Annotated in this window: 13 protein-coding genes and 1 pseudogene; 1 reads left to right on the plus strand and 13 read right to left on the minus strand. The window is 49.5% G+C overall.

The window, feature by feature from the left end:
• Window positions 1–83: 83 nt before the first annotated feature.
• The 13 genes and pseudogenes from OCV62_RS03245 to tnpA all read right to left on the minus strand — a co-directional run bounded on the left by OCV62_RS03245 (window position 84) and on the right by tnpA (window position 16610).
• Window positions 84–458 carry a DUF6145 family protein gene (locus tag OCV62_RS03245; RefSeq protein ID WP_021914112.1) on the minus strand — a complete coding sequence of 125 codons (375 nt, stop codon included), beginning with the start codon at window positions 456–458 and terminating at the stop codon, window positions 84–86.
• Window positions 445–1239 carry a biotin--[acetyl-CoA-carboxylase] ligase gene (locus tag OCV62_RS03250; protein ID WP_262585103.1) on the minus strand — a complete coding sequence of 265 codons (795 nt, stop codon included), beginning with the start codon at window positions 1237–1239 and terminating at the stop codon, window positions 445–447. Before OCV62_RS03250 ends, OCV62_RS03245 begins: the two co-directional genes overlap by 14 nt.
• Before the next feature lie 81 nt (window positions 1240–1320).
• Entirely contained in the window at window positions 1321–2325 is a 1005-nt protein-coding gene (argF, locus tag OCV62_RS03255) for an ornithine carbamoyltransferase (protein ID WP_021914110.1), read from the minus strand.
• 477 nt (window positions 2326–2802) lie between these two features.
• Window positions 2803–3729 (minus strand): SPFH domain-containing protein, encoded by a 927-nt coding sequence (locus tag OCV62_RS03260; RefSeq protein WP_021914506.1) that lies wholly within the window; start codon window positions 3727–3729, stop codon window positions 2803–2805.
• A 22-nt stretch (window positions 3730–3751) separates the two neighbouring features.
• Window positions 3752–4243 carry an NfeD family protein gene (locus OCV62_RS03265; RefSeq protein ID WP_262585109.1) on the minus strand — a complete coding sequence of 164 codons (492 nt, stop codon included), beginning with the start codon at window positions 4241–4243 and terminating at the stop codon, window positions 3752–3754.
• 56 nt (window positions 4244–4299) lie between these two features.
• Window positions 4300–5565 carry a cell wall hydrolase gene (locus OCV62_RS03270; RefSeq protein ID WP_262585110.1) on the minus strand — a complete coding sequence of 422 codons (1266 nt, stop codon included), beginning with the start codon at window positions 5563–5565 and terminating at the stop codon, window positions 4300–4302.
• A gap of 336 nt (window positions 5566–5901) precedes the next feature.
• Window positions 5902–7023, minus strand: a complete 1122-nt coding sequence (locus OCV62_RS03275) for a cell wall hydrolase (RefSeq protein ID WP_262585111.1) — start codon at window positions 7021–7023, stop codon at window positions 5902–5904.
• 431 nt (window positions 7024–7454) lie between these two features.
• A complete protein-coding gene (gene proC, locus OCV62_RS03280; protein WP_117959990.1) occupies window positions 7455–8249 on the minus strand; it encodes a pyrroline-5-carboxylate reductase in 795 nt (264 codons plus the stop codon).
• 112 nt (window positions 8250–8361) lie between these two features.
• Complete coding sequence (locus OCV62_RS03285) at window positions 8362–9138, minus strand: TrmH family RNA methyltransferase (protein ID WP_262585114.1); 777 nt, start codon at window positions 9136–9138, stop codon at window positions 8362–8364.
• A gap of 83 nt (window positions 9139–9221) precedes the next feature.
• On the minus strand, window positions 9222–10196 hold the full coding sequence (pfkA, locus tag OCV62_RS03290) for a 6-phosphofructokinase (RefSeq protein ID WP_021914512.1): 975 nt from the start codon (window positions 10194–10196) through the stop codon (window positions 9222–9224).
• A 113-nt stretch (window positions 10197–10309) separates the two neighbouring features.
• Entirely contained in the window at window positions 10310–13759 is a 3450-nt protein-coding gene (locus OCV62_RS03295; protein WP_262585116.1) for a DNA polymerase III subunit alpha, read from the minus strand.
• A 14-nt stretch (window positions 13760–13773) separates the two neighbouring features.
• Window positions 13774–16125: a hypothetical protein gene (locus tag OCV62_RS03300; protein WP_262585117.1), complete on the minus strand. Its 2352-nt coding sequence runs from the start codon at window positions 16123–16125 to the stop codon at window positions 13774–13776.
• A gap of 79 nt (window positions 16126–16204) precedes the next feature.
• Window positions 16205–16610 (minus strand): annotated as a pseudogene (gene tnpA, locus OCV62_RS18785) (IS200/IS605 family transposase).
• An 83-nt stretch (window positions 16611–16693) separates the two neighbouring features.
• On the opposite strand from tnpA, the gene OCV62_RS03310 reads away from it, so the two are divergent.
• Window positions 16694–17833: a transposase gene (locus tag OCV62_RS03310; protein ID WP_262585118.1), complete on the plus strand. Its 1140-nt coding sequence runs from the start codon at window positions 16694–16696 to the stop codon at window positions 17831–17833.
• Window positions 17834–18208: the final 375 nt, after the last annotated feature.

The raw sequence follows: 18208 nt of genomic DNA on the forward strand, positions 1-18208 counted from the left end.
TCATTTCTGCGCACGCTTGCTGCGCATGCCGAGTTTGTGTTAAATGCGCGCCGACACAAATCTCACGATTGAAAATTTATTTTTCAATCTTCTTCCTCCAGAAGTGCGGACACATCCTCACCGAGAATAAACACCCGATAATACAAAGTCAGGGATTCCAAAAGCTCCTGACGGTTTCTTTTGATTTCCGCAATCAGAAGTCCGCTCGAAATTTCATCATATAATAAATCATCGTCTGCCGCATTGGTTTCAAACGCGAGCGTTCCGTCCTCTTCAAATACGATCGTAAAAATTCCTCCCACTTCCCGGGTAAACAGCACGCAGATAATGTGCAGTTCATCCTGAACGGACTGCGGGATTTTGCTGAATCTGGGATTAAAATAATATTTCTGCTCGTAGGCGTTCGCCCCGCAGAGCACGATTTTTTCTCCCAATTTTCCTGTTTCAGACATATCCATATATTCCTCTCACTGATACTTCTCCGGCATAGACCGCTTCAACGGAACCGTCCTTTCTCCGGACAAGCAGCTCGCCGGTCTTCTCAATGCCGATTGCCGTTCCCTGCCATTCACCTTTGGGATCCAGCACCTCCACAACGCGTCCTTTATTGACAAGAAAGCTCTCGTAAAGCTCTTTTTGTCCGCTCAAATCCATTGTTTCCAGAAAGCTGTCGTAGCAATCCAAAAAATGTCTCAGCACGGACGCAAGAAGTACTTCCCGGTCCACATCGGCTCCCAACTCCAGCGCCAGAGAACCAGCTGTCTTTTTTACCTCTTCCGGAAATTCCTTCTGATTGACGTTGATTCCCGTCCCGATCACAAGGAAAAAGCTGCCGGCTACAGACTGATACATTTCCGTCAAAATTCCGCAGATTTTCTTTCCGTTTACCACCACGTCGTTCGGCCATTTGATCTTCGCATCCAGATGAAGCTCCCGTACGCCCTGCGTTACGGCGATCGCCATCAGCAGTGTAATCATCGCCACATGAGACGCTTCCGCCTGTGGGCGCAGCAAAATGCTGAAATACAGATTTTCTCCGGGCGGAGAAATCCAGCTTCTTCCCCTTCTGCCGCGTCCTGCCGTCTGTGCCTCCGCAACTGCGCACCTTCCTTCTTCTGCGCCCTGCCGTGCCCAGCCTTTGACAATCAGATTCGTTGAATCCACCGTTTCAAAGCACTGAACCTTTTCCCAAAACCGACAGCCTGCAAGGAGGCTGTCCAGCTTCTTTTGATCCAACATGAACTTTTCTCCTTTTCAGCAGCAGAATACTTTGTGCCCGTCCTATTGCCAGACACCGAAGCAAACGCTGCTGTCCTTCCGTTATGCCTCTGTCGGATTTTTCCAGCCCAGCGTCGCTGCCATCACTGCCTTAATGGTGTGCATGCGGTTTTCTGCCTCGTCGAATACAACCGATGCGTCGGATTCAAAGACTTCATCCGTTACTTCCATCTCATAGATACCGAAGCGCTCTCCGATTTCTCTGCCGATCTGGGTGTTGCGGTCATGGTATGCAGGCAGGCAGTGCATGAAAATCGCATTCCCGGCATTCTGCATCACTTTGCGGTTTACCTGATAAGGCATCAGGTCTTCGATACGCTCCATCCATACCGCATCCGGCTCGCCCATCGAAACCCATACGTCGGTGCAGATGACGTCCGCATTCTTTGTTCCATTCTCTACGTCCTCGGTCAGCGTAATGCTGCCGCCGGTCTGCTTTGCAATTTCCTGACACTGCTCAACCAGAGCCTTGTCCGGGAAATAACGGGACGGAGCGCAGGCGGTAAAGTGCATGCCCATCTTCGCGCATACGACCATGTAGGAATTGCCCATGTTGTAGCGAGCGTCTCCCATATAAACCAGATTCACGCCTTTCAGCTTTCCAAGATGCTCGCGAATCGTCAAAAGGTCCGCCAGCATCTGGGTCGGATGGAACTCATTGGTCAGACCGTTCCATACCGGAACGCCTGCATATTTTGCAAGCTCTTCTACGATTTCCTGTCCGTAACCGCGGTATTCGATTCCTTCAAACATCCGTCCCAGAACGCGTGCGGTGTCACGGATGCTCTCTTTTTTGCCGATCTGGGAGCTGGACGGATCAAGGTAGGTACATCCCATGCCAAGATCGTGTGCAGCGACCTCAAAGGAGCTGCGGGTTCTCGTGCTGGTCTTTTCAAAAATCAGTGCCACATTTTTGCCCCGTAAGGTATCGACCGGAATGCCTGCTTTTTTGAGGCGTTTCAGCTCCGCTGCAAGGTCGATTAAATAATTGATTTCCTCCGGCGTATAATCCAGTAATTTCAAAAAATGACGTCCTGTCAGATCCATGATGTATCCTCCTCTTCATAGAATCCTGCGCTGCAGGATTTGTTTCCTGATAAAAAAGAATGTGCCTTGGCACATTCTCGCGCCGAGGCGCGGTTGCTTCGGCAACCATCTACCCCTGCGCCGAGTGCGCATCCTCGTAGCGCGTTTTTATTTCATAGGACGCATTTTCCTATGAAATGATGTCGGGGTCAAAAGCCCCCGACCTTGATGCCTACGGATTGTTCCGTGCTGCGCACTCCCACAATCCTGCCCGATAGTCGCATATCGTGGGATTATCATCCCACTTTTATGCTCCTATCGGGGCGGGTCACAAGGTCTTTCACCCACCTATGAGCAAGCTCATGTGGGCTTAGACCTTTTGACCCTGGCATCATAAAATAAAAAACCGTACATCCATTATAGAATGTACGGTCCTTTTTTGTAAAGATGAAATACGCTGTCAGGCAGCGGATAGCATCGAAGATGGTACGTGTGAGCTTATTTGTCGCTTAAAAGCTCCTTCGCACTGGTCAGCAGTCCCGCCATGTTCTGAATTTCGGACGGGATGATAATCTTTGTAGACTTGCCGTCCGCAACCTTTTCCAGAGCCTCCAGACTCTTTAAACGAAGTACAGAATCATCCGCTCCTGCATCCTTGATGAAACGCAGACCGTTTGCAGTCGCCTGCTGAACTTTCAGGATTGCTTCCGCTTCACCTTCTGCCTCACGGATCATCTTTTCTTTCTCTGCTTCTGCGCGCAGGATTGCAGACTGTTTTTCTGCCTCTGCTTCCAGAATTGCGGATTCCTTTTTACCTTCTGCTACCAGGATGGTAGATTTCTTTTCACCTTCGGCACGCAGGATCGCTTCACGGCGTTCACGCTCTGCCTTCATCTGCTTCTCCATCGCATCCTGAATTGCTGCGGGAGGAATAATGTTCTTTAATTCGACACGGTTTACCTTGATGCCCCAGGGATCAGTTGCGATATCCAGGGATGCACGCATCTTGGCATTGATCGTTTCACGGGAGGTCAGGGTCTGATCCAGTTCCAGGTCTCCGATGATGTTACGCAGGGTTGTCGCGGTCAGGTTTTCAATCGCCATGATCGGATTTTCAACTCCGTAGGTAAACAGCTTGGGATCTGTGATCTGGAAAAAGACAACGGTATCGATCCGCATCGTAACGTTATCCTTTGTGATAACGGGCTGAGGCGGGAAATCCGCTACCTGTTCCTTTAACAGTACACGCTTTGCAACCTTATCGACAATCGGCACTTTAAAGTGAAGGCCAACGCTCCAGGTATCCTGATATGCGCCGAGACGTTCTACGACATAAGCCTGCGCCTGCGGTACGATCTTGATGCAGGACGCTACAATTGCAATTGCCAGAATTAAAATAATAAGTATTACCAATCCACCTATCATAATTACCCTCATTTCCGCGGTCTTACCGCATGTTGTCAACAGTCTCTCTGCTGTTTGTTACAGGTTGTTCTTCTGTTTCGATCTCGTCCGGGACAACGATCAGCTTCACGCCGTCGATCTTTTTTACAATGACGACGGTACCCTCTTCAATCGTCCCCTCAGTTTCCTGAGATCTCGCTGACCACTCCATGCCTTTGAGCGTAACCTGTCCGCAGCTGTGCAGGTTATCAATCCTGCCGGTCACGATACCGCGTTCCCCAAGCACGCTGTCCACATTGGTCTTCGCCCTTCCAACATTGAAATAGCGCATGGCAACCGGTCTTGTAAAAACAAGCATCAGCACGGACACTACCAAAAACAGGATGACCTGCACCAGAACCGGCGCACCACAGGCAGCTGCAATCGTCGCAACAAGAGCTCCGGCTGCAAACCAGATTGTCGTCAGCCCCATCGTCGCAAGCTCAATCAGCACAAGTAAAATCAACAGAGCCAGCCAGGCAAATACTTCCGTCATGTAACTCCTCCTTTCCTGTGACTTATGACTATCATACTACAAAAATCATGCCCCGTCTACCAAAATACATGATGTCCGATCACAATACCTTCCCTGCTTCCTGCCCGCCTAAAATGCGTCGCTATTCCAACCGGGGTGCTTCCCGCCATCGCTTCCTGTGCCGCCTGCAGGCAGCTTGCCTTGATCTTTCCACTTGCGACAACGCGTCCAACCTGTCCGCTTCCCGCCGGTGTAAACTGTCCCGAAGCATAGATAACTCCCTTGACCGTATTCGGATAAGCGCCGCTTCTGACCCGGTTCATCACGACTGCGCCGACAGCCACCTGTCCTTCGTAGGGCTCTTCTCCCGCTTCACACTGAATGAGCGCCGCCAAAAGCACGCTGTCGTCCGCTGCCAGTGCAGCAGCCTTGTTCGCTTCCTTTTCCGCCTGCGCTGCCTTTTCCTGTTTCTGTTTCTGTGCGGCAGCTTCTTTTTCCGCCTGCAGTATCGCCGTTTCCGCTTCCTCGCGCGCTTTTACCTGCTCAACCGTCTCTCCGTAATCGATTTCAAAATCAACCTGGACATATTCCGAAGACACATATCCGGTCTTTCCGCCGTAATTGACCGCAACCCAGTCCGCCGTGATTTCCTGATCCTCGCTGAAACGGATCTGCTCTTCATCCACGACCTCATACTTTGCACCTTCTTCCAGCAGATCATAAATCGCAGCATCTCCTGAAGGTTCTTTCCGGATTCTCAAAGCTCCTGTTTTGGTCGTTGCCACAATCCGTCCCGCGTCTTTTGCCTCTTTCCGCGCTTCTTCCCCAAACAGCAGATAATCGTTGTTCGCCCAGCCGGTCAGTTCGCCGGACTCAAGCTTTGTCCAGCCGTCCTTTTGTTCCAGCACTGTACCACCACAGTCTGCATACAAATACCCTGCAAGCTCTGCCTCGCTGTCCGGTTCCGTCCTGACGTTCAATACATTCTGGACGCTCGTCATCACGATCGTTCCGGTCAGGTCGTCCATTTTCGTTCCATCGCCGGACGAAGCTTTGGTTTTGCTGTCCGCACTGTCGGACGCTACATCCGTTTCCTGCCCGCCGGCTGCGCCGGTCGCTGTATCTGCCGCATCATTTTGGGATGCTGCGTTCTGACTGACCTGTTCCTTATCCGCTCCTGTCAGCCACGCCTCCACGCCAACGCCCTTGTGCCAATGCGCGCTTTTGCTCGATTCTGCCTCTGCCTGCAGACTGCTTCCGGCCGTCCACAAAAAGACGACTCCCAGCGCTGCAGCCCGCAGCCAGTGCTTCCCCCTTTTCTCACATTTTCTGCTCCAGCCCATAAATCGATGATCCTTTCTATCCCCTCATATCCGCAGACAGTAACGATAGCTGAACCTCCATTGATTTTCCGCGCCTTCAGCGCTTCCAAAATCGGCTCATCAAATGTTACAATTATATTACATGATTAGCGTCATCATATCAAATCCGTCAATTACTGTCAAGTGTGCGCCCTGCGAGGATTCTATTGTCATGAATACAAAAAAGGCGTGTGAAAAACAATCCTTTTCCACATGCCTTTTTTCGCTCTTTTTCTGTCAGAAACAATGGATTCTTATCATCTTCTGACGATTCCCTTACAATGCTGTTGGGACAAATGCCCCGGCTATGATACTGTTTTAGTAAAAAACGTGATGTCCGATTACCTGTCCGGAACGACCGTTATTTCTTCTGAAAAACAGCTTGCCGCCGACCGGCTGTGCACCGGCTAATGCTTCGATTGCTGCCTGATAGCAGGCTGCATCTGCCTTGTCACTGCTCAGTGCCCTCTGCAGCGAACCGTTTCTAACAGGGGAAAACTGTCCTTTTGCGTAAACAACCTCGGTGATCGTATTGGGCTGCGATGCACTCTTGACGCGGTTCATGATGACATTGCCTACCGCAACCTTACCAACGTAGGATTCACTGCCTGCTTCACAGTAAATAATATTTGCAAGCAGTTTTAATTCCTCTGCGGATATCGCTGCGGTCTGCGCCGCCTGGGCAGCCAAAGCTGCCTGCTGAGCCTCCGCTTCAAGCTGCGCTGCTTCCTCGGCTGCTGCCTTTGCCTGCGCCTCCGCTTCGAGCCGCGCTGCTTCCTCGGCTGCCTTTGCCTGCGCCTCCGCTTCGAGCCGTGCTGCTTCCTCGGCTGCCTTTGCCTGCGCCTCTGCTTCAAGCTGCGCTGCTTCCTCGGCTGCTGCCTTTGCCTGCGCCTCCGCTTCGAGCCGCGCTGCTTCCTCGGCTGCTGCCTTTGCCTGCACCTCCGCTTCGAGCCGTGCTGCTTCCTCGGCTGCCTGTACTTCTTCTATCTCATTCTGTGCTGCTTCACTCGCCTCTGCCTGTAAAGCTGCTGTTTCATCCTGCTGTACTTCTTCCTCTGCAAAGAATTCATCTTCGGATGCTGTTGCTCCTGTCCGTTCAGCGATCACCTGCTCATTGGCTGCAACAGCCTCTTCGTTGGAAATCTCTGTCTCGACCAGATTTTCAGCCGGTACCCATCCTGCAATTTCTCCCGCCTGGATCTGCACCCAGTCGTTGTACTTTGCAAGGATCGCCACATGACCGTCCTCCATGACCTGACCAACCACCGCAGACGCTGTATTTGCTTCTGCATGAATGTCCAGCATGTCTTTCGCATCAATGACACCGATACCACTTGCCATAGCGGTTGTCGTATATGCACCCATCATCATAACAGATGTTAAAATGCCGACTGCACTACGAAACAACTTTCTGCCTTTTCCGTTCATTCTTACCTCCATAAATCTTACTCTGCTTCCCCAGCCATTCTGCCGGTGAAATTCAGGAGCTTTTGTGGGACGCTCCTTGTTACAGAGCTGTTTCAATTGTTACAAACTTATTAACAATTGTTACGCATGATATGATAGCAATATTACAATCAAATGTCAAGTCGTTCGCCCGGAACCACAAATTTCCGTTAGTTCCCCACAAAGGTTTTTCTTCTATTGTGATATTTTTACAACAAACCTCCGAAATCATCGCCTTTTTCTTACTATTTTTCAAAGTTTTCAACAAATACCGCTTTAACATAGTAAATTCTCTTTTCATAAAAAGGACAGCCATTTTCTGCGGTTTTTTCGATTTTTTATCAAAAAAAGAAGACCTGACGGGATTATTTTTTCCATCAGATCTTCCTTTATTCCTGTTTTTAACATTTTTGTAACAAACTATTTTACAGGCTTCTGGACTTTTCCACCGCAGTGATGACCGCATCGGTCACTGCGCCGCGGAAGCCTTTTTCCTCTAAAACGCGTACCGCCTGAATCGTGGAGCCTGCCGGGGAGCAGACCATATCCTTTAACTCTCCCGGATGCTTTCCGGTCTCAAGCATCAGCTTCGCGCTGCCGAGCACAGCCTGTGCAGCGCATTCATATGCCTGGCTGCGCGGCATGCCTTCCGCAACTGCACCGTCCGCCATCGCTTCGATCAGCATAAAAATCCAGGCAGGCGCACAGCCGCTGACGCCGGTCAGCACATCCATCAGGCGTTCCGGAAGCTCAACCGTCTTGCCGAAACTGTCCAGGACAGCCGCCGTTTTTTCTTTCATCTCAGGAGTTACCCTGCTGCCATAGCAGACTCCGGTACAGCCTTCCCCGACCAGTGCCGGCGTATTGGGCATCGCACGCACAAACGGAAGCGGCGCGCAGAACTGCTCTTCCAGCCACGCAAGGCTTTTGCCTGCCGCAATGCTCAGAATCGTCTTACCGGTCAGGTCAATGTCGCTAATCTGTCCGATCACTTTCTCCAGAAACTGCGGCTTTACGGCAAGAATCAAAAGCTCTGCCTGCCGCGCGGTTTCCAGGTTATCGCCTGTCACCGTGATGCCAAACATTTCATGCACTTTGCTTTCCGTCTCCGCCGTTTTTGCAGAACCGTAAATTTCCTCCGGCACAGCCAGGTGATTTCTCAAAACTCCTCCAATCATCGCCTGCGCCATATTTCCAAGTCCGATAAAACCGATTTTCATCTGTGCCTCTCATTTCTGCGCACGCTTTTTGCGCATGTCGAGTTTGTGTCAAGTGCGCGCAGACACAAATCCCGAGCTTGAAAAATGTTATTTTTCAAGCTTCGACTTTCTTTCAAATCGCCCTCTGCCGATGCGCTTCATACATCAGAATCGAAGACGCCACCGCTGCATTTAACGACTCCACTTTGCCCTCCATCGGAATCCGGATATAACAGTCCGCAAGCTCTGCAGTCTCTTCCCGCAGGCCGTTGCCCTCGTTACCGATCAGAAATGCCGTCCCCTTTGTGTAATTCTGACAGGCATAGGAATTTTTCCCGCGCAGATGCGCCGCGTATACGCTGACACCCGCCCGCTGTACCTGATGAACCGCCGCCGCAAAATCGTCCGCATAATAAAACGGAACGCGGTAGATGCTGCCCATCGTTGAACGGATAACCTTCGGGTTGTACAAATCGACTGTATCCCGGCTCATGATAATCCCGGAAACGCCTGCGCCCTCACCGGTTCGCAGCATCGTACCGAGGTTGCCGGGGTCCTGTATATTTTCCAGAAGCAGAAACAGCGGTGCTTTGTCCCGCAGCATTTCTTCTATATTATAGTGAAACTGTTTCAGCACGCATAAAACACCCTGTGGCGTGCAGGTATCCGATATTTTAGAAAAAACGCTGTCGGAAACGACTTCGTAGCCAACCTCTTCCAGATGCTCCCTGCAGCTGCACTTTTCCAGAAAGGATTCCGAAACATAGACCTCCTGCAGCTGCTCTCTCGGTGCTTCCAGAAACATCTTCACACCCTCTGCCAGAAAAACGTCCTCCGTTCTGCGCAGCTTCGACTTTTGATTCAATTGTACCAGCCTTTTGATCCGGCTGTTGGATGCTGCAGTAATCATGCAGGTTCCTCCGTTGATCTTTATGAAAACGCACAACGGCCACACACGTTTCGTGTGCAGCCGCCCCTTTGCGTCCTGTATCGTCAGGTGGCCAGCGCTTTGCTGACCTGATAATGATATTCGGGAATCTCTTTCTGCATCGCAAGCGCTTCCTCGATATCATAGTCTACAAATTCGCCGTGTTTGTAAGCCACAACACGGTTCGAGCTGCCTGCGCAGAGGATGTCTGCCGCATAAGCGCCCATGATAGAAGCATAATAACGATCCAGACAGGTCGGGCTGCCGCCTCGCTGCATGTACCCCAGGATGGTTGCTCTGGTTTCCACACCCGTTGCTGCTTCAATTCTCTTCGCCATGGAAGTAGAATGACCGATACCTTCTGCATTGATGATCAGATGGTGCGTTTTGCCCTTTTTCCGGTTGTTGATAATATTGTTAATCAGCTGCTGCTCGTCATAGTCGTACTTTTCGGGAAGAAGGATATCCTCCGCGCCGGTGCCGACGCCGCACCACAGTGCGATATAACCGGCATTTCTGCCCATTACCTCGATAATACTGCAGCGTTCATGTGAAGATGAAGTATCCCTTACCTTATCGATTGCCTGCATCGCGGTATTGACTGCCGTGTCGAAACCGATCGTATATTCGGTACATGCAATATCCAGATCGATCGTGCCCGGCAGACCGATCGTATTGATCCCAAGTCTGGACATCGCCTGCGCACCTCTGTAAGAGCCGTCGCCGCCAATAACAACCAGACCGTCGATGCCGTGTCTGCGGCAGATCTCCGCGCCCTTTTTCTGTCCGGCTTCGGTCTTAAATTCCAGACAACGTGCGGTTCCCAGAATCGTACCGCCCTTCTGGATGGTATCCGAAACGCTGCGGGCATCCATATCTATGATTTCTTCATTTAACAGGCCCTGATAGCCTTTTTTTATGCCTTTTACTTTGACGCCGTTGCAAATCGCTTTCCGAACAACCGCACGGATTGCCGCATTCATACCCGGCGCATCTCCGCCGCTTGTAAGAACTCCAATTGTCTTTATCTTAGCTGCCATTGTTCCTCCTGTCTGCCGCTGCGGGCTGGACTTCAATCTTAAGATTTCAAAATCCGTAAAACCATTTTTTATTTTAATCGAAACGGGCTTTCTTTTCAATGGTTTTGTGAAACTTACATCAGCTTTACGTTTTCTTCTCCAAACAACTCTTCCAGCTGCTTTAAAAGCGCCTCGTCCCCATGAACGGTCTGATTCGCCCCAAGCTGCTTCATCGCGCGCGGATTTTCCACATAAATCACCACGGTATCCTTGCCGTCAGAAGCTGCGATTGCCGAAAGCAGCTTTTTTTCCTGCTGCTGATAGGCTTCCATCGTCGGAAACTTAATCCAGAGCTTTTTGGGGATTTCGTCAAACGTCTGCACGGATTCACAGATCAGCTTCGCGTCTTTGTCCTCCTCTGCGGAAACGCGCCCCCGCAGGAGAACCTTTTCATCCTCCATCAGCTTGCTGCCGTACTGCTCATAGGTTTTCGGGAAAACGATAACTTCAATCGTTCCAACCAGATCCTCCACCTGTAAAAACGCCATCACCTTATCGTTTTTGGTATATTTGATCTTCTTTTCCTCGATAATTCCGCCGATAACCGCCTTTGCTCCGTCCTGAATATGGACGCTGTTTGTCTCCTCATCCAGCATAAAATCTGCTGTCGTATTAGAAATATTCCTGCGCCAGAGCTGCTCGTATTCCTGCAGCGGATGCCCGCTGACATATACACCGAGCACTTCTTTTTCAAAGGTCAGAAGAATTTCCTTCGAATATTCCCCGACATCCGGGAAGCGGATTTCATAGTTTTTCTTTTCCGACTCGTCCACCAGATCGAATAAGGAAAGCTGTCCCGCCATATTATTTTTCCGATTCTGCTGATTCTGATCCATCAGCTGCACAAATACGCTCATAAACTGCTTGCGTGTTCCCTCAAGGCTGTCGAATGCACCCGCTTTGATAAAGTTTTCCACGTTGCGCTTATTGACTTCCGTATCGGACATTCTGGATAGAAAATCCTGCAGGTTTTTGAACACGCCCCGCTGCTTCCGCTCTGCGATCACCGCGTCCGCAACCGGATGTCCTACACCCTTGATCGCAGTCAGTCCGTACCGGATTGATTTTCCCGATACCGAAAATCCCGGCTCTCCCTCGTTGATATCCGGCGGCAGAATCGCGATTCCCATCTGGCGGCAGACCAGAATGTATTCCGCCACTTTTCCGGGGTTATCGATTACAGAAGTCATTAGGGACGCCATAAATTCCACCGGATAATAATATTTCAGGTAAGCCGTCTGGTAAGCGACAACCGCGTAGCATGCAGCGTGGGACTTGTTGAACGCGTATTTTGCAAAATCCATCATTTCCGCGTAAATTTCCAGACCGACCTTTTCCGGAATGCCCCGGGCCACACAGCCGGGCACGCCCTCTTCGGGATTGCCGTAAACGAAATTCGCCCGTTCTTTTTCCATGACAGACTGCTTTTTCTTGCTCATCGCACGACGAACCAGGTCGCTTCGTCCCATCGTGTAGCCGCCAAGGTCGCGCACAATCTGCATAACCTGCTCCTGATACACGATACAGCCGTAGGTCGGAGACAGGATCGGTTCCAGCTCCGGACAGGAATAGGTGATTTCGTCATGATTGTTTTTTCCTTTAATATATTTTGGAATAAAGTCCATCGGCCCGGGACGGTACAGGGAAATACCCGCGATGATATCCTCCAGGTTCTGGGGCTTTAGCTCCTTCATGAAGCTTTTCATCCCGCCGCTTTCCAGCTGGAACACGCCGTCCGTCCTGCCGGTGCAGAGCGAATCCAGCACTTTTTTATCGTTATAATCCAGATGCTCCATATCGAGCTTCACACCGGTGTCATGCTCAATCATCTTGACCGCGTGGTCGATTACTGTCAGGGTTCGAAGCCCCAGAAAGTCCATTTTTAACAGTCCGAGCTCCTCCAGCGTCGTCATCGTAAACTGCGTTGTGATCGAACCATCCGACCCTCGTGAAAGCGGTACAAAATGATCTGCCGCCTCCGGACAGATCACAACCCCTGCTGCGTGCATCGAGGTGTGGCGCGGCAATCCCTCCAGCCGTTTACTCATATCAATCAACACGTGCACCTGTTCATCGCTCTCGTAGAGCTTACGCAGCTCTGCATTCATTGACAGTGCCTTATCAATCGTCATGTTCAGCTCGTTCGGGATCATTTTTGCAATCGAATCCACAAAGGAATACGGCAGATCCATGACACGCCCGACGTCGCGGATGACACCCTTTGCCGCCAGCGTACCGAATGTGACAATCTGCACAACCTTTTCTTTTCCATATTTGCGTCCGACATAATCGATGACCTCCTGTCTGCGTTCATAACAGAAGTCGATATCGATATCCGGCATGGAAACTCGTTCCGGGTTCAGGAAACGCTCAAACAGCAGGCTATAACGGATCGGATCAATATTCGTGATATGCAGGCAGTAGGAAACGATGCTTCCAGCTGCACTTCCACGTCCAGGTCCTACCGGAATACCGTTTTCTCTGGCATAGTTGATAAAATCCCACACGATCAGGAAATAGTCCACATATCCCATGCGCTTGATAATACCCAGCTCGTATTCCAGACGCTTCTGCAACGTGCCGTCGTCCTCCGGATAGCGCTCTTTCATGCCGTCAGTGCACAGCTTGTTCAGATATCCCCAGGAATCATAGCCCTCCGGCACATCAAAATGCGGCAGCTTCGTCTTACCAAACTCGATTTCCACATGACAGCGGTCTGCAATTCGCTGTGTATTTTCCACTGCCTCCCACGCATAGGGAAACAGTCCCTTCATCTCTTCTTCGCTTTTGACGAAATACTGACCGCCCTCGTAACGCATCCGGTTTTCGTCGGAAAGCTTTTTGCCGGTCTGGATACACAGAAGGATATCGTGGGGCTTTGCGTCCTCCGCATAGGTGTAGTGCACGTCGTTCGTGCATACTAACGGAATGTCCAGTTCTCGCGACATCTGTAAAAGCGCCATGTTTACGGTCTGCTGCTCCGGAATCCCATGATCCTGCAGTTCCAGAAAATAATTATCCTTCCCAAAAATCGACTGATACTTTAATGCGCATTTTTTTGCTTCCTCCGGCAGTCCTTTCTGGATATAGCGCGGCACTTCACCTGCAAGGCACGCAGACAGCGCGATAATTCCCTCGTGAAATTCCTCCAGAACCTCCATATCGACACGCGGCTTGTAATAGTACCCCTCCGTAAAACCGCGGCTGACGATTTTGCTCAGATTCGCGTAACCAGTATTATTTTCCGCCAGAAGCACCAGATGGTAATACCGGTCATCCCCGCCGGTAATCTCCCGGTCAAAACGGGAATTGGGCGCAACATAGACCTCACAGCCCAAAATCGGATTGATACCCTCTGCCCGCGCCGCACGGTAAAAATCGATCACACCGTACATTGCGCCATGGTCGGTAATCGCCGCAGCCGTCATGCCCAGCTCCTTGACTCGTTTTACATATTCTTTGATTTTATTGGAACCGTCCAGCAGGCTGTACTCTGTATGGACGTGCAAATGTGCAAATGCCATATTTTTGTAATTTCCTATTCTTGTTCTGTCTGAGTTTCCTTTGCTGTCCCATCGGGCGCAGAGAAGTCGAAGGCAGGGCTTTCTGTCCCGTTTTCTGACTTTTGCCCGCTCTTTGTCACAGACTTCGTGCCGATGCTGCCTGTCCGGTCGGATGCTGCCGCATTGTTTTCACTGATGCTGTCTGCTTCCCGTTCAGATACAGCGCTGTTTTGACTGACTGCGTTTTGTCCGGACACATCACCGCTTTCATGAACCTCTTTTACGCTGCCTTCTCCGCTGTCTGTCAGTACAAGTCTGTCGTTTTCCACTTTCCATGTCTCGTACCAGCTTCCTTCCGCGTCCGAAAGGTTGACATGAATCCTATCGTTTTCCCCGGATAAAATCTGTATTTTCCCGGAATCTGATCCAACCTGCCGCAGGATACTCTTTAACACTGCTTTGCCGTTTTTATACTGTAACAGCTCTTTTTCACGGATTTCTTCTAATCGATACTCTGTCAGTGTGCGCAGGCTGATGTCATAATATCCCGGCGCGGCTTCTGTCCCGGCAGTCCATGCCATCAGATCGCCGTCATCATCCAGCTCAAAGTGCCCCATCTGTTTTAACAGGCGCACTGCTCCTTGCTCCTGCACGCCAAACAGCATGTCGCTGACGCCGGACACTTCGTAGCCACGATACAGCACAAAGGCGCTTCCCAGCTTTTCCAGCTCCTTAAAGGCAAAATTCTCTTCTTCCAAAACTGCGCCGTCCGCGCCGACAAACCACAGGTCGCATACCGGCGCGCCGAATGTCCCGTCGTATCTGCCGATCGCCGCAAACGTTTCTTTTTTGCCGTCCCCATCGTAATCCGCCGTCTCTGCAAAACACAGCGCATCGTCCGGGTACTCCTGTACCTCCAGAATCTGTGCAACCGCCTGACCGACCGCCGCGCGGGCTGTTTTCTGCACTTTATTCAACCGGTTTTTCGTAAATTCGTTTGGAATATCCTCCAGGCTCTCCAGTGCTTCTTCCTGCTCCAATCTCGACGGGAAGAAAAATCCATCCCCGCTGATCGTCTCCGATGCTTTGGTCAGCTTTCCCTGATCCAGGCTGCTGATACACCAGCTGTACTTCGCAACCGCATGATCAATTCCTTCTTTCTGTCCGACCGACTGCCCGGCTTCTCTGCAGCGATAGGCGATTTTATCCTCTCCAATTGCATAAAACCAATAGGTATATTCTGTATTTTCATCCGTCTGCGTGTAGAACTGCTCTTCCAGCGCTTCCTTCCACGCCTGTGCCTCTTCATCCGAATCCTCTGCAGACACATACGCCAAATATTCCGACGCTGTCAGCTCCCGATACGAACGCTCTGCAAATCCGTCCGCTGTTCTTTCATAATAAACAGGAACCGTCTCTTCTGCACTGTCCCATTCCGAAACCAGCGGATCGTACACAGTCTTCTCCGCAGGATAAAACGTACAAACGCCGTCCTTTGTCGCTTCGATCGTCTCGGCATCCTCCAGAAGCTTTTCGCACTTTTGATCTTTTACTGTCCAGACAGCCGCCTGTTTTTTGCCGGAGACTTCCGTTTCCAGAATAACAAACGGATTCCCAATTCCCGTCACCTGCTGCAGTCCGGTCACGACGATTCCTTTTTCCAGAAGCCTTGCCGACTCGCCGTCATAATACCAGAGATCGCCGGAAATCCGCCCGCGCGCTGTCAACGGCGTGCTCTCAAACATCAGCAGAAAGCTTTCATTTGCATTGCTGTCATACTTCGCCATGTTCTGCAGGCAAAGCGTCTTGTCACCGTACTCCTTCTGCGAAAGAACTGTTGTCAGCGCTGTGTTTTCTGCGCGGCTTAAGCGGTCGTGTCCCGCCAGCTTACCGGTAAACGCATCCGATTTCTGCGCGTATGCTTCATAAACGGAGTCGGTCACTTCCGTCATCAGGGCCGGAATTTGAGGAGCTGTTGCTGCCGCAGATTCTGTAGCGGTGTCGGTCTGCGTTTCGCCGGCCGCAGGCATCTCGCTGTCTGCTGTTGCCGCGGTATCGCCGTGCTGCGCTTCGCCGCCGGTCGCTGTTATGCCGTCCTGTGTCCCACCATCGGTCGCAGCGGTGCTATCCTGCACCTCATCATCGTTCGCTGCAGCGGTACCGGTTCCTGTACTGACATTCTGTATTTCGCCTGCTTCAGACGTCTCGCCATCTGCTGTTGCCGCAGCATCGCTATCCTGCGCCATAGCGTCTGTTGTTTCCCCTTCCCAAAAGCTCTTTCCGGCTTGCTGCGCTCGCGCTGCATATTCACTGATATTCGGCGTGCAGCCTGAAAACAGCATCGTTGCTGCCATCAGACATGCTGCTGTCACCTGTTTTCTTTTCATAAATTAAATCCTTTCGTTTGCCATAGGCGGAAACCCACTACCTTCAGGTGGTGGGAGGAGCCTTGTGAATCTTTCGCCATTAACCCTGACTTTCAATATACTTTTGTATAGTCGCTGACGATACTTCTCCAATACTGCAAGCAAAGTATCCGTCTGACCAAAATATCCTTTTCTTCCAATACTGTTTAGACAGAAACGAACCATACTTTTGCCATAGGTAATATGTTGTTTCTTGTTTTACAATCTTAACAATGTCGCAAACCCTATCAGTCGTATCATAACTTATTAAGAAATGCATGTGGTCTTTGTCTGCTTCCATAGCGATTATTTCGTAGCCACGAGTATTAGCTATATCAAAAATCTTTTACTTAACATCGTCGGCAATAGAACCTTTTAGTAGTTTCTTACGATATTTAGTTAACAAGAACTATATGTACTTTTAGACTGTATTTTCGTCTGTTATGACGATTATATCTATTGTCCATAGCCTGCCTCTGATAATTATTGACACTCACTAACCATTATTATATACTATATCTAGTGAAATATCAATGAAGGGAGTACATCTATGGAACAGATGACTATAACAGCAAAAGTTCAAATAGTCGCTACTGATGCAGATAAAGTTTTGCTTGATGAAACTATGTCTGTTTATCGTGATGCCTGTAATTATGTTTCAGACTATGTATTCCAAACTCATGATTTAAAGCAGTTTTCACTGAATAAAGTTTTGTATTCTACTCTAAGAGAAAAATTTGGTCTGAAATCGCAAATGGCTCAGTCCGTTTTGAAAACGGTCATTGCAAGATATAGAACTATTCTCGAAAATCATAATAAATGGATACGACCAACCTTCAAGAAACCTCAGTATGATTTAGTTTGGAACAGAGATTATTCTTTAACGCAAAACTGTTTTTCTGTGAATACGCTGAGTGGTCGTGTGAAACTTCCATATTTCGCTGAAGGTATGTCTAAATATTTTGACCACACAATCTATAGGTTTGGTACTGCTAAGCTCACAAACAAACATGGTAAATATTATCTTCACATACCAGTAACTTATGATGTCGAAGAAAGTAATATTTCTGACATTTGTAATGTCGTAGGCATTGACAGAGGAATTAACTTCGTTGTTGCAACCTATGACAGTCATCACAAGTCTGGATTTGTTAGTGGTAAAGCTATTAAACAGAAACGTGCTAACTATTCCAAGCTTCGTAAAAAACTCCAAATGCGACATACGCCATCTTCAAGGCGAAGACTAAAAGCTATCGGTCAGCGAGAAAACCGTTGGATGCAGGATATTAACCATCAGGTATCGAAGGCACTCGTTGAAAATAACCCGAAGCACACTCTCTTTGTACTGGAAGATTTGTCAGGCATTCGTAATGTTACAGAACGTGTTAAAACAAAAGACCGTTATATTTCTGTGTCGTGGTCGTTCTATGATTTAGAACAGAAACTAATTTACAAGGCAAAGCAGAATCAATCTTCTGTAATTAAGGTAGACCCTCGTTATACGAGTCAATGTTGTCCTGCTTGTGGGCATACGGAAAAGTCTAACCGTAACAAGAAAATACATTTGTTTACTTGTAAAAACTGCGGTTACAAATCTAATGATGACCGTATAGGAGCAATGAATCTGTATCGTATGGGAATAAACTATCTTTCTGATAGCCAAGTACCTGATACAGTTGCAACAGAGTAAACTTTGTTGCAAAGGGTGCTGTCAACCACCCTGCGATGTAACGCCACTTTAGATAGCGATATCTATTGGGGTTAAAGGTCGGAGGCGTAAGCTGTTAGTACGACTGGGCAGTTACAAGCCCATGACCTTTAGGTCGTGGGTAGTTGACTCGTATCGATCCCCTTATTTTATGCAGGATTCCAAAATTCCTGCTCTGTTATGATTCCTGCTGATTTTTACACCACCGGTTCCGATTCTGTTTCTCACTTTATTTTGTTGAGTTGAGTATACCATGCCCGTTTGGAAAATTCCATCCTTATCAGACTGGCATCTTCCGATAAATGTTTCGCCAGCCCATACCAGAACGCTTTGTCCCGCTCTGTAACACAAAAAATC

This window comes from Gallintestinimicrobium propionicum, from assembly GCF_025567525.1.
GTDB lineage: Bacteria > Bacillota > Clostridia > Lachnospirales > Lachnospiraceae > Gallintestinimicrobium > Gallintestinimicrobium propionicum.